Source organism: Aliiglaciecola sp. (genome assembly GCF_039982535.1).
Classification (GTDB): domain Bacteria; phylum Pseudomonadota; class Gammaproteobacteria; order Enterobacterales; family Alteromonadaceae; genus Aliiglaciecola.
In genome coordinates this window covers 1-14,053 of record NZ_JBDWYG010000019.1, presented here as the reverse complement: position 1 = coordinate 14,053, position 14,053 = coordinate 1, and the positions used below count along the sequence as shown (strand labels likewise).

The following is a 14,053-nucleotide window of genomic DNA, read 5'->3' as shown; positions in this document are numbered from 1 at the left end:
ATCTGTCTGATTTAACCCGATACTTAGTTATTATTGTCTGGACAGTAGACGTTTTTGAGTACTGATTGCCATTAGAATGCCAAATCCGGCTAATAAAGTCACCATTGAGGTGCCACCATAACTGACTAAAGGCAAAGGCACACCAACAACAGGTAACAAACCAGATACCATCCCCATATTAACAAATACATAAACGAAGAAGGTTAAGGTGATACTGCCAGCCAATAACTTTGCAAAAGCATCTTGAGCGCGCATTGCTATCATTAAACCTACTACTATGATGTAACAATATATGGCTAACAGGGCTAAAATTCCAAACAGTCCAAACTCTTCGCTAAATACAGCAAAAATGAAGTCAGTGTGTCTTTCAGGTAAAAACTCTAATTGTGATTGAGTACCTTGAAGCCAACCCTTGCCACTTACTCCACCAGAGCCAATAGCAATTTTTGATTGAATAATATGATAACCAGAGCCCAAGGGATCACTCTCGGGGTTCAGGAACGTTAGTACCCGTTGTTTTTGGTACTCTTTCATTAAAAAGAACCACATTACAGGGGCAAAAGCCGATACTAAACAGGTGACCATTAAAATTAGACTCCAGCTCATCCCTGCTAGAAATAATACAAACACGCCTGAACTGGCAATCAATAGTGATGTTCCAAGGTCAGGTTGTTTAGCGATAAGTAATGTTGGAACAGCAACAAATAAAAAGCCGATGCAAATGTTCCATATTTTGGGGGGAAGATTAAAGCGGCTTATATACCAGGCGATCATCATAGGTACGGCTAATTTCATGATTTCAGATGGTTGAAACCTGACAACACCCAAATCTAACCAGCGTTGAGCGCCTTTTCCTGACACCCCAAATAGTAGAACCGCGACTAACATTAAAACGCCAGCGATATAAAAATATACTGAAACTCGTTGATAGGCTAATACCGGAACTTGCGCCAACATAAACATCACAAATAATGCTACACCAAGACGAATAACTTGGCGCTGGATCAGTGCCATGTCCTGGCCACCTGCGGAGTATATGGTAACTAGACCCACTGCCATCAAAACTAAAAGACCAATCAACAAGGTCACGTCTATGTGTATTTTTGTGAAAATAGATTGTTTATTAGGTTCTAATTTCGTTCTTAACATGGGCAAGGCTTATTGTTGTGTCTGAGAAACGGATTCAGTTTCTTCGACATTAGTCTGAACCAATTGAGGCGGCTTGTCTTTAAAGTAATAGTCCATCACCCTGCGAGCAATAGGCGCGGCCTGTGAACTACCGCCACCCGCATTTTCGAGGGCTACGGCGATACTTATTTGCGGATCTTGATAGGGTGCAAAACCTACATACATAGCGTTGTCTCGGTGTTTTTCAGCCAGTTTTTCGGCGTCGTATTTGGCATCTTGGGCAATGGACACTACCTGTGCTGTACCAGTTTTTCCTGCTGGCTCATAGTTAACATCAACAAAAGCGCCACGTGCCGTACCATGAGGTTCATGAATAACTCCATACATGGAAGACAGTACTAGATCCCAATTTTCGCTATTTTTAACTGGGATAGGCTGTAATTCTTTTAAAGGATCCAACACCATTTCGTTTTTGACAATGCGTCCTCGTAAAATTTGCGGAACAATTCTTTTGCCTCTATTTACAAGTGTATTTACTGATTTGACTAATTGTAATGGGGTGGCTGTCCAATAACTTTGGCCAATTCCGACCGAAATGGTGTCACCGATATACCAAGGTTCGTTATAACGGGCTTTTTTCCAACCGCGACTTGGCATATTTCCATCGGACTCTTCATAAATATCGACTCCAGTGTAATCACCAAAGCCAAATTCGGTCATGCTCTCGTTTATACGATCAATACCTAAATGATAAGCTAAATCGTAAAAGAAAAAATCGCAGGAGACCTCTACGGATTTTTTAACATCTACCCAGCCGTGTCCCCAGGGGATCCAATCTCGCCAAACATGACTCACATTCTTGAGCTTGTATCGGCCATTATCGAATAAGCGAGTTTCACTATCGATAACGCCTTCTTCCAAGCCGGCAAGGGCCAAATGAGGTTTAACGGTGGATGCTGGAGGGTATTGACCTTGAGTCGCTCGGTTTATTAAAGGACGGTCAGTAGATTGCAGTAATTTAGCATAGTTTTTACTGCTAATGCCGTGAACGAACAAATTGGGATCATAACTTGGGTTACTGTACAGTGCTAAAACGCCACCGGTTTTTGCATCCAGTGCAACTACCGAACCGCGAGTATCACCTAATACTTTTTGTATTTCTAATTGCATTTTAACGTCAATATTTAAGATCAAATCTTGACCGGGTTCTGGAGGTTGAAAATTTAAAGTACGGATAATACGTCCTTTGCTATTTACCTCTACTTCTTGATAACCCACTGAACCATGTAGTAGTTCTTCGTGATATTTTTCAATGCCAAGTTTGCCGATATCATGGGTAGCAGCATAATTATCTTCTTGGCCGGCTTCATTGAGTTTTTGCAGGTCTTTTTTATTGATCCTTGCCACGTATCCCAGTGCGTGGGTAAGTGCGCTGCCAAAAGGGTAATGGCGAGTTAATCGAGCTTCAATTGAAACCCCAGGGAATTTATGTTGCTTGGCTGAGAACAATGCCAACTCTTTATTACTAAGCCGGTTACGTAACGATACAGGTTTAAATCGTCTAACCCGTTTCATACTTGCTTTGAAATCAGAGATTTCGTCTTCGCTCAAATCTAGCAGGCTGGTGAGTTGTGCTAAAGTATCATCTAAGTCATCAATTTCTTCGGGGATAACCTCCAACGAAAACACCGGTCTGTTTTCCGCCAATAGAATGCCATTTCTATCATAAATGAGGCCGCGATTTGGGGCCACGGGCAATACCTTTATGCGGTTGCCATTAGAACGCGTTTGATAATCTGAATGTTTGGATACTTGCAGGTAATATAAGTTGCTGATGATAAGAATCATTGCCAAGCATACCAACACCATTGCAATAAAGCTGCGTCTTGCAAAAAGGTTGGCTTCGGCCGAATGATCTTTAATCGTAACGCGGTTAACTGGCAAAACTACTCTCGGTGGTAAGGGTGATTAGCATTCACCGACCAAGCTCGATACAGGCTTTCTGCAACGATTATCCTAACTAACGGGTGCGGTAAGGTGAGGGCAGACAAAGACCACTTTTGTTCACTCGCTTGAATACATTCTGGTGCAAGCCCTTCAGGACCGCCAATTAGTAGGCTAACGTCTCGGCCATCCATCTGCCAGGCTGCAAGGTTCTTTGCCAAATCAGTTGTGGTCAAGGCTTTTCCTGTTACTTCAAGGGTGACTATTTTATTACCTTTGGGTATAGAATTTAGGGTAAGTTCCCCTTCCTTTTGCAAAATGCGCTTAATGTCTGCATTTTTGCCTCGTTTACCAGCGGGTATTTCGGTAAGTGTTAATTGTAAGTCGCCGTTAAAACGGCGCTCATATTCTCGATAACCGGATTCTACCCAAGAGGGCATTTTTGTGCCTACTGCTATCAGTTGAATGCGCATTCGAGCTAATTTCCTAGATTGATTTTAGTTTATTATGCCCAAAGCTTCTCTAACTGATAAAAGTCACGAGTTTGATCTTGCATGACATGCACAACAATTTCACCTAGGTCAACTAATACCCATTCACCTTCTTCTTGTCCTTCAACACTCAGAGGCGGGTGACCAGCTTGTTTGGTTTCATAAACCACATTTTGTGCAATTGATGCCACATGTCGTTTTGAATTTCCTGAGCAAACTAACATAGTATCAGTCACAGTTGATTTGCCTTTCACATCGATATCAACAATGTCTCTGGCTTTTAAATCTTCGATTTTCTCGATTACAAATTTTTTGAATTCGTCGCTTTCCAATTGTGTTCCTCTTAAAACAAGTTTTCGCTGTAAATTGTATCAGAAATAAAGACAAACTAGCATAGCTATCTATTACTTCAGTTTTATTGGGTTTGCCGTGTTATGCGTAACCTATTCTGCTATTCAAACGGAATAGAGGTTAGGTCATAGGGGACAAATAACAAACACAAGTGGCAAAGCTCAACGTAAGGACGCATAACTTGAGATTGTTTAATACGCTGATCTAGTACTTGTAGTTTTTGTTGAATATTGTCTAAAGTTGCAAAGCTCATACGTTGCATTGCGCTTAAATAAAAAGCTTGTCTGTTTTTCCAAATACGATGTTGATTCCAGTTAATGCTTTTACCGGCCTGTTTGTCGGCCAGCAACGTATTTAATATTTGCCACTCTCGAGTTAAAGCCCAGCATACTATAGTTGGCTCTACACCCTCAGCCTCTAATCGATACAACATTTTAACCATTCTAACTGCATCACCGGATAACATAACGTCGACCAATTGAAATACATTGTATCTAGATTGGTCTACAACAGATTCAATTATTTGTTGTTCAGTGACAAGGCCATTAGGAAATAACAACAGTAATTTATCAATTTCCTGTTTGGCTGCTAATAAATTGCCTTCACAATAATCGCTGAGCAGCTTTATCGATTCTGGTCCGGTTTTTAACCCCGTTTCATTCATGTAACCAGCAACCCACTGATGCAAGTTGTTACCTTCCAGTGGGTAACAAGGGACGTAAATGCCTTGCTTATCCAAGGCTTTGAACCATTTAGCATTTTGCACATCACGGCCTATCTTTTGGCCGTGAATAAGTACAATAGTGTCTGGATTAGCGTTAGCTGCAAGTTCACAAAGTGTCTTGCTGCCTTCGGTGCCGGGTTTGCCTGTTGGCAGTTCTAATTCAATAAATTGTTTAGAACTGAACAGTGACAAAGTCTGGGTTGCTTCAATTAAACGAGACCATTGAAATTGATTATCTACACTTAATTGCTGACGTTCATCAAAACCCTGTTGTAAAGCTTGTTTACGTATGGCTTCAATACTCAGCATTTTTTGCAGTGGCTCATCGCCAAAGATCATATAAAAACTATGATTATTTTGTTTAACATGCTGCGCCAAGCGACTTGGGTAAACCTGCATTAACGTTCTCGGCTATCTAAACTCGGTAACATTCTAACGATTCGATCTGCCGCCTGGTTTCGCATCTCTTTTAAAATCAAATCCAACTCTCGAGATTTAGCAAGAATTGCGTCAGGGTCATCCTGATATTCTCTGGTGACGTCAAATTCAACTATTTGGGGTTCTTTGTCAGGGAAGATAACTTGTAGTTTAATGGTTAAAACCAGTTCATATTCTGCAACTTGCCCAGTACTAAAAAGAGAAAGTAATCTTCTATCTAGAGAGTCTGGGTATAAATAAATAGCGATAGTTTGGTCTTTTTGTTCTACCGGAATATTAGCTACATAAGCTATCTGGTAAAAATCAAAATGTTCTTTCAGGGCGCGTTTTAATGGGGAGTACTCTTTGGGACCCGTTAAATAGACCTGCTGAATACCCTCCGGCAACGGTTGAGAACCTCGAAACTTGAAGCCACAACCATGCAAAGTTACCAGCACTGCAATTAATAAAAAAACACGACCTGAAAATAGTTTCATCAACTTAATTAGCCACAATATTAACAAGTTTACCGGGTACATAGATGACTTTTCTAAGGGTTTTACCCTCGGTAAATTGTGTAACGTTGGGTTGCACAACAGCCAGCTCTTTAACGTCATCCGCAGCCATATCAGCCGCTACTGTCATTTTTGCGCGAACCTTGCCGTTTACCTGCACGATGATTAATTTTTCATCTTCAACCAAGGCGGCTTTATCAGCTTGAGGCCAGGCTTCAAAGGCTATTTCAGTTGTGTGTCCAAACTGTGCCCACAATTCATGACAAATATGGGGAGTAATTGGGTTCAACATTAACACCATAGATTGTAACCCTTCATCTAAAAGAGCACGATCTTGAGGCGAATCTTGAGACGCTTTTTGTAAGTGATTCAAAAGCTCCATAATTGCGGCTATTGCAGTATTGAAAGTCTGACGGCGACCAATATCATCACTCACTTTATCTATGGTTTTATGTATATGACGACGTAATGCTTTTTGCTCAGAAGTAAGAGTAGAAAGATCCAAACTATCAACTGGGCCCAATGCTAAATGCTCTTGAACTAGTTTCCAGAAGCGTCTTAAGAAGCGATTAGAACCGTCAACACCAGAGTCAATCCACTCTAAGGTTTGTTCTGGTGGCGCGGCAAACATAGTGAACAGACGAATTGTATCTGCACCATAAATATCAATAACTTGTTGAGGATCAATTCCGTTATTTTTAGATTTTGACATTTTAGTCATGCCACCAAATTCAACTTCTTGTTCGTCACTGATTAACTTGGCGCTAATAATGCGACCTTTTTCGTCTTTTTGGGTTTCCACATCTGCAGGTGAATACCAATGTTTTTTACCTTTTTCATCTTCACGATAAAAAGAGTCAGCTAAAACCATTCCTTGGCAAAGCAACTTCTTATACGGCTCACTAGACTCTACTAAACCTTCGTCTCGAAGTAGTTTATGGAAAAATCGAGAATAAAGTAGATGTAGGATTGCATGTTCAATTCCACCTACATATTGATCAACCGGCAGCCAATAATTAGCTTGAGTTGGATCTAGCATGGCTTGATCATTTTGTGCACTGGTATAGCGTGCATAATACCATGACGATTCCATGAACGTATCGAAGGTGTCAGTTTCACGTAAGGCTGGTTGGCCTTGATATTCAGTTTTAGCCCATTCTGGATCGGCTTTTATTGGCGAAACCACGCCATTCATTACCACATCTTCCGGTAAAACCACGGGTAAATCTTGTTCTGGAACTGGTACTGATTCACCATTTTCAAGGTTTAGCATCGGAATAGGTGAACCCCAGTAACGTTGACGGGAAACGCCCCAATCACGTAAACGGTAATTCACTTTGCGCTGACCTTTACCTTGGTTCTCTAATTCTTCGCTTATCTTTTCGAATGCCTGTTCTGAGGTTAACCCGTCAAACTGTCCAGAATTGATTAATTTACCTTTTTCAGTAAACGCCGCTTCGCTTAGATCACAAGCTTGTGAGTTACCATCAAGGGGTTCAATGACTTGGGTGATGTTCAATTTGTATTTAGTTGCAAACTCATAATCTCGTTGGTCATGACCAGGAACAGCCATAACCGCACCTGAACCATAATCCATCAATACAAAATTAGCAGCCCAAACGGGTACTTTAAGGCCAGAGATAGGGTGGATTGCATACAAACCAGTGGCACAGCCTTTTTTCTCCATGGTTGCCATTTCAGCTTCTGCAACTTTGGTGTTTTTACATTCTTCAACAAATGCTGCTAATTCTGGATTGCTATTAGCTGCTGCTAAAGCAATTGGATGGGTGGCGGCAATACCCACATAGGTCACACCTAAAAGGGTATCTGGACGAGTGGTATAGACCTCGAACTCTTCTATGTTGTCAATTGGCTGAGCTAGCTCAAACTTAATGTCGACCCCTTCAGAGCGGCCAATCCAATTTTTTTGCATGGTGCGAACTTGTTCTGGCCATTCTTCCAACTGCTCTAAATCTTGTAACAGTTCCTCAGCATAATCGGTAATCTTAATAAACCATTGGGGAATTTCTTTTTGTTCAACCAATGCTCCTGAGCGCCAACCGCGTCCATCAATAACCTGTTCGTTGGCCAGTACAGTGTGATCCACTGGATCCCAGTTTACCGTTGCGTTTTTCTTATAAACTAAGCCTTTTTCGTACAAACGAGTAAAAAACCACTGTTCCCAACGGTAATAATCTTGCTTGCAGGTGGCCAATTCACGGTTCCAATCATAACCAAATCCAAGGGACTTCAGTTGCTGCTTCATATAGTCGATATTGGAGTAGGTCCATTTCGCAGGAGCTGTGTTATTATTGATAGCGGCATTTTCAGCTGGCAACCCAAATGCATCCCATCCCATAGGCTGTAAAACATTTTTACCTTGCATGCGATGAAAGCGACTGATTACGTCGCCAATGGTGTAGTTTCTGACATGGCCCATGTGTAAACGACCACTAGGGTAGGGAAACATAGACAAACAATAAAACTTCTCCTTACTGGCATCTTCTTCAGCGCGGAATATGTCATTTTCTTCCCAATGGGATTGTACCTTTGATTCGATTTGTTGCGGGTCGTATTGTTTGTCAGCCATTAACACGGAATTCCAAAAAAATAGTATAATTATCTGTTACAAGAAGCGAAAAGAGCTTCTTAATGTTATTCCTGCAAGAATACCTTAGCTAGCCGTGTGCAAACAACCTGAAATGCTGTTTAGAGCAATTAAAAACCTCTGTAGTGGTTATAATTTAGTCGAAACCTAAATTAGTTAGGGGTTTGACAGTTGACACAATTCAACATAAAGGTTTCACTGTGGCCAAATTAACTTCGAAAAACTTATATGCTGCAACATAAATCACTGAGTGTTGAACAACTAACTGCAATCCCCAGCCGTGATTTGATAAACCAGGCGTTACGGGACGATAACGCTCTTATGGCGTCATTTATTGGCCAACAAAGGGCCAGAGAAGCGCTATCTTTTGGTTTGGGTATTCAAGCCACAGGTTATAATTTGTATGTTATGGGGGAGCATGCGACCGGGCGCTTTACATTGGTTCAGGAATATATTGCTAAATCAGTGGATAAAATTCCGACTCCTGATGAATGGTGTTACATCAATAACTTTGAAGAAGAACGGGAACCCTTTGTTCTGCGCCTTAAAGCCGGCGAAAGCAAAATGTTGCACAAAGACATGGAAGGGTTGATTGATGTTCTATTAGATACTTTTCCCGCAGCATACGACAATCCAGGTTATCAACGTAAAAAAGCAGCCATTGCTAGAGAGTTTGATCAACGCTACGACAAAGCGATTGATAAAGTTGAGCAGTATGCGCAATCTAAAAACGTCGCACTATTTGAAGAAAGTGGCACCATTAGTTTTTCGCCAATTCTAAATGATAAGCCCATTACGGATGCGGACTTTGCAAAATTGGATGATCAACAGCGTCAGCATTATTATCAATTAATCGACCACTTAGAAGACTATTTAAGTGAAGCGCTACTAGAGTTACCTAAATGGAAGCGTCATTCCTCTGAACAATTACGCAAATTAAAGCGCGATACTGCTGAACAAGGAATTAAACCACTACTTAAAGATTTAGAGCACAAATATGCCAACGAGTTAGCGGTACTAAAATTCTTAAGACAGCTAAAATCTCATTTAGTGGATACCATTGTTGAATTGCTGGCAGGTGATTTAAAAGATGATAAACAAGATGAGTACGACAAACGTGATGTATTAGAAGAGCAATATTTACCGAATATTTTGGTTTCCCATAATATACACGATGGGGCACCAGTGGTTTACGAACCCAATCCTACCCATCAAAATCTGTTTGGTAAAATTGAATACACTAATGTGCAAGGCTCAATGTATACCAGTTTTCGTATGATTCGAAGTGGGGCGTTGCACAAAGCTAACGGTGGTTATCTGCTTTTAGATGCGGATAAAATGATCGATCAGCCCTTTGTGTGGGAATCCTTGAAGTTAGCCTTGAAATTCGGTCAACTTAAAATGGAGTTGCCGCAACTTGATGTGGGTATGGTGAATTCCATGACACTGATCCCTCAGCAAATTCCGTTGAACGTAAAAGTGGTACTTTTAGGTTCGAGAGACTTATATTATTTGTTGCAAGATTACGATGAAGAGTTCGATGAATTATTCCGTGTTTTAGTGGATTTTGACCATGAAATTCCCCTTAATCAGCAAACCTTGTACGATTTTGTGGGCAGAGTGCGCAATCATATTATGTCTCTTGGCTTGAACAGCATTTCCGATAAAGCTATGTATCGACTAGTGGAATACAGTTTGCGTTTAGCAGAGCATCAAGAGAACCTGTCTGCACGTTTTTCAGATGTTATTGAATTAATTAATGAAGCCCATTATTTCTGTGGTTTAGAACAGTCGACTGAAATTCAAACTGAGCATATTGAAACCGCGTTAAAAGCGAAAATAGAAAGAACAGGACGGGTAAGCCAAGCGCTACTAGAGGACATTAAACAAGGTCAAATATTGATTGCCACACAAGGGACATCAATTGGTCAAGTTAATGGTTTAACTGTGCTTGAAATTGGCGATAGTGTGTTTGGGACACCAGCAAGAATTACTTCCACAGTTTATGCCGGTGCAAACGGTGTGGTGGATATAGAGCGTGAAGTAGAACTCGGCCAACCGATTCATTCTAAGGGAGTCATGTTGCTGACGGGCTATTTGGGAAACAAATATGCTCAGTATTTCCCGTTGACCTTATCGGCAAATATTGCCCTAGAACAATCTTATGGTCATATTGATGGAGATAGTGCGTCACTAGGTGAACTAGTGGCACTGATATCCGCATTAACCGAAGTGCCCGCTCGACAAGATTTAGCGATTACCGGCTCAATCAACCAATATGGTGAAGTACAATCCATTGGTGGCGTAAATGAAAAAATAGAAGGCTTTTTCACACTTTGCCAGCATCGTGGTTTAACGGGTACCCAAGGCGTGATTATTCCCCATTCAAATAAGATCAACTTAATGCTTAACAGTGAAGTAATCGAAGCTGTTAGTAAGGGCGTATTTCACATATATACAGTGGCAACCGTTGATCAGGCATTGTCTTTGTTAACCGGTAAAGAAGCGGGTGAATTAAACTCTAGAGGTCGTTACCCTAAAGGTTCGATGAATTATTTGGCGGTAAATCGTTTGTATAATATTGCGTCTATCGTGAATGGCGCTGATGACGATTAACAAATCAGTAAAAAGAGAGAATTATGCCGATTAGTAAAAATAAAGTAGTCCAGTTTCATTATAGAATCAAAGACTTAGAAGATAACGAGTTAGAATCAAGTTTTTCCAATGATCCTGCGGCTTATCTCCACGGCCACAATAATATGATGATTGGAATTGAAAAATCATTGGAAGGTAAAAGCACAGGTGAGGAGTTTAGCGTTGAACTTCCACCGGAGGAAACTTTTGGTGAAGTGATTAAAAATGCAGAACAACGAGTTTCGGTGAAACATCTGCAAGGGGCTAAAAAGTGGAAACCAGGGATGTCCGCGGTGTTGCAAACAGACAAGGGAGCTAGAGAAGTGACCATTGTTAAAGTGGGTAAGTTTATGGCTACCGTGGATATTAATCATCCTTTGGCGGGTAAAACCCTTAAGTTTGAGTTAAAAGTCGAGGATGTTCGTGATGCCACTGATGAGGAGTTGTCCCACGGCCACGCTCATGGTGTAGGAGGACATCATCACTAACCTTAGTTAGTTATTCTTTTTTAAGCCATCAATAAAAAGCGTAAAGATTAAAATTTGCGCTATTTATTTACGCATTTTCCGATATATAGACTATCTTCAATATGACCCTTTTACTTCAAACGATTCCAATTTCGTAAAGATGGGGGATGTTGCATCGCAGTTAGAATGCACTTATGTTTTTTATAACTTAAGGATATCTAACATGATTCCAGTGGATGGTGATTTCATTTTATCTGTTGCTCCGCGCTTTTCTGGCGCAAAAGCCGAAGCTCAAATGCGCATAGTCGGTCAAATTTCGGCGATATTCGCACCAACCTTAGCTAGCTATCAAATTAACACCAGGTTACGAATAGCTCATTTTATGGGGCAGGTTACCCACGAGTGTGCTGGTTTTCGGACCACCGAAGAGTTCGCATCGGGTGCCGCTTACGAAGGGCGGAGTGATTTAGGAAACGATCAAGTGGGTGATGGTAAGCGTTTTAAAGGTCGGGGATTAATTCAATTAACTGGCAGAGCCAATTACCGTCAATATGGCAAAAAACTCAATTTACCTTTGGAAGATGACCCTAATATTGCGGCAGATCCCGCGATTTCATTAAAAATAGCTTGTGAGTATTGGCGCACTAGGAAAATTAACGCGGTTGCGGATTTAGACGATCTAATCAGAGCAACAAAACTGGTTAATGGTGGTACCAATGGTCTAGACGACAGGCGTAAATATTTGCAAAAAGCCAAACGTGCATTGGCTGCAATTGAAGGTATCCGAATCGCGTTTAACGAGGGCGAAAAAGCGGTGATTGTTCGCCGCGGCTCATTTGGAGAAAAAGTCGGAGAATTGCAGAGAATGTTGGTTGATAAAGGCTACGCAATAGGAATAGATAATGACTTTGGTGCTGGCACTGAAGGAGCTGTGATTGATTTTCAAAAGCGTAATGGTTTAAAGGTCGATGGTATTGTGGGAAAAGCCACTTGGGACAAATTAGGCGCTAAATCTTAGCACCTAATTTATCTTTGTTAGGTTGCCGTAAACCCTGGACTTTCGCTATTAAATTGATACACACGGTTTCGGCCATTTTCTTTAGATTCATATAATGCAGTATCAGCACCTGCAAACAGCTTTTCTAAACCATATCCACAGCGCAACGCATCCGCGACACCAAAGCTGGCGGTGATTTTAAATTGATGTTCGGTTTCTTGCGTATCGATGTTTTCAATAGCTGCGCGGCAAATTTCAGCGACCTTACTTGCTTCATCAATATTACAGCCAGGCAATACAATACCAAACTCCTCACCGCCCATTCGGCCAATAAGATCGATAGAACGGCATACTCGTTTTGCTTGTTTAACAGATTCTCTAAGGGCCCAATCTCCAGTTTGATGACCATAGGTATCATTTACTTTTTTAAAGTGATCTAAGTCAAATAATACAAAACTAACTGGTTGTTGTTGGTTTTCCGCATTCTCAATAATGCTTTTTGCACGATGATTGAAATAGTGACGGTTACTGATCCCTGTTAACTCATCGGTTTCGGCCATTTTTCTTAGTTTTAATTGGACTTTTCTGTTCCTGTATAAAACAACGAATAATAAGATGAGTAGCGAAACTGCCAGGGTTAACGCCAATTTATTGTTGCGGGACTGTTCTGCTGCAAGGGCCGCTTGTGTGCGTAATAGAGCATTTTGTTTATCTAAAATAACGATAGTGTTGTCTTGCTCTAGTTTTTCGTATTTGGCTTGTTGAAACGCAAGGCCTCTTGCAATGGTGTCATCTAAGTAGGCTTTTTCAGCTTGATTGTAACGTTTTAAGTAATCGATTGTTTGCGGGTAATCGCCTTGTGCTTCAGCGGCTTTATATAAAACTTCAAGAGACCTTACTAGAGCTTTTGTTAAACCAAAATTCTGAATACTGTCATACGCTTTAAGACCATAGTTTTTCGCCAAATCAGGTTGATCTAAAAGTAGATAATTATTAGCCAATAAACTAAAAAACACACCAATCAAAGGAGGGTATTTGCTTGCAAGTGTCTGTTTTTCAGCATCTTGCAACAATTTGAGGGATTCACTGATACGACTTTCTTTGGTCAATGACTCTGCCACTGTCATGATAATGATATTAGCAACCAAAAATTCATTATGACTTTTGCAAAAGTCTATACTCTGCTGTGCATATTGGTAATCCGTTAAGGTCTTTGCTAACTCAAATTCAGCTTCAACTTTAATTTGGCGCGCAAAACACTGAGTTCGATTGGTTGTTGTTCTTTTTAATAATTGATTCGCTACTTGTAAAGCTAGCTCAAATTGATGTGCTTGGTTATAAAATATTGCTACCACCCCAAAACTGCTGTTTAAGGCTTCCTCGTCTTGGACTTTTTCTCTTTGGTCAAATAACCGGTTAATAGCTTTTGCACCAAGATAAAAATCGCGTTTGACTGCATAGTTGTTTACTAATGAACTTAAGGCTCGCAACTTAAGCGTTTCTGAAGCATTACTGCTTTCAATATTTCTATATAGGGCGATAGCTTCATCAACTTTGCCGTTAAATGTAAGTTGATAGCCTTTTAGTAGTTTGTAAAACTGTTTTTGTTGCTCGCTAAATGAGCCTTTATTTTCCTCTAGCTCAGTCATCAACGCTTCAAAAGTGTTAAAGTCTGAACTTCGAATTTTATCTGCCTTGTGTAATAAAGTCGTTACGTCTGCTTGTGACGAAAGAGGAGTTAATAAACACAGTAAACAACTTATACAAATGACAAAAC

At 40.7% G+C, this 14,053-nt stretch carries 11 protein-coding genes; 3 read left to right on the top strand and 8 right to left on the bottom strand.

The window, feature by feature from the left end; genetic code table 11:
- Nucleotides 1-30: 30 nt before the first annotated feature.
- The 7 genes from rodA to leuS form a co-directional block, all read right to left on the bottom strand.
- Nucleotides 31-1,149, bottom strand: a complete 1,119-nt coding sequence (gene rodA / locus ABJV04_RS04085) for a rod shape-determining protein RodA (protein WP_348490035.1) — start codon at nucleotides 1,147-1,149, stop codon at nucleotides 31-33.
- Nucleotides 1,150-1,158: 9 nt separating this feature from the next.
- A complete protein-coding gene (mrdA, locus tag ABJV04_RS04080; protein ID WP_348490034.1) occupies nucleotides 1,159-3,072 on the bottom strand; it encodes a penicillin-binding protein 2 in 1,914 nt (637 codons plus the stop codon).
- Nucleotides 3,073-3,074: 2 nt separating this feature from the next.
- Nucleotides 3,075-3,545, bottom strand: coding sequence for a 23S rRNA (pseudouridine(1915)-N(3))-methyltransferase RlmH (rlmH, locus tag ABJV04_RS04075; RefSeq protein WP_348490033.1), 471 nt, complete (start codon nucleotides 3,543-3,545; stop codon nucleotides 3,075-3,077).
- A 32-nt stretch (nucleotides 3,546-3,577) separates the two neighbouring features.
- Entirely contained in the window at nucleotides 3,578-3,895 is a 318-nt protein-coding gene (rsfS, locus tag ABJV04_RS04070; RefSeq protein WP_348490032.1) for a ribosome silencing factor, read from the bottom strand.
- A 119-nt stretch (nucleotides 3,896-4,014) separates the two neighbouring features.
- The gene (gene holA, locus ABJV04_RS04065) at nucleotides 4,015-5,037 is read right to left on the bottom strand and encodes a DNA polymerase III subunit delta (protein ID WP_348490031.1); all 1,023 of its coding nucleotides are present in this window, start codon (nucleotides 5,035-5,037) and stop codon (nucleotides 4,015-4,017) included.
- Complete coding sequence (gene lptE, locus ABJV04_RS04060; RefSeq protein WP_348490030.1) at nucleotides 5,037-5,552, bottom strand: LPS assembly lipoprotein LptE; 516 nt, start codon at nucleotides 5,550-5,552, stop codon at nucleotides 5,037-5,039. Before lptE ends, holA begins: the two co-directional genes overlap by 1 nt.
- A gap of 4 nt (nucleotides 5,553-5,556) precedes the next feature.
- Nucleotides 5,557-8,160, bottom strand: coding sequence for a leucine--tRNA ligase (gene leuS, locus ABJV04_RS04055; protein WP_348490029.1), 2,604 nt, complete (start codon nucleotides 8,158-8,160; stop codon nucleotides 5,557-5,559).
- A gap of 246 nt (nucleotides 8,161-8,406) precedes the next feature.
- Between leuS and ABJV04_RS04050 the strand changes: the two genes are divergently transcribed.
- From ABJV04_RS04050 to ABJV04_RS04040, 3 genes are all read left to right on the top strand, one after another.
- A complete protein-coding gene (locus ABJV04_RS04050; RefSeq protein WP_348490028.1) occupies nucleotides 8,407-10,794 on the top strand; it encodes an ATP-binding protein in 2,388 nt (795 codons plus the stop codon).
- Nucleotides 10,795-10,817: 23 nt separating this feature from the next.
- Nucleotides 10,818-11,300 carry a peptidylprolyl isomerase gene (locus tag ABJV04_RS04045; RefSeq protein WP_348490027.1) on the top strand — a complete coding sequence of 161 codons (483 nt, stop codon included), beginning with the start codon at nucleotides 10,818-10,820 and terminating at the stop codon, nucleotides 11,298-11,300.
- A gap of 202 nt (nucleotides 11,301-11,502) precedes the next feature.
- Nucleotides 11,503-12,297, top strand: coding sequence for a peptidoglycan-binding protein (locus tag ABJV04_RS04040; RefSeq protein WP_348490026.1), 795 nt, complete (start codon nucleotides 11,503-11,505; stop codon nucleotides 12,295-12,297).
- 17 nt (nucleotides 12,298-12,314) lie between these two features.
- Here ABJV04_RS04040 and ABJV04_RS04035 read toward each other — a convergent pair.
- Nucleotides 12,315-14,053 (bottom strand): GGDEF domain-containing protein (locus ABJV04_RS04035; protein ID WP_348490025.1); only part of this gene is annotated, 1,739 nt, incomplete at its 5' end.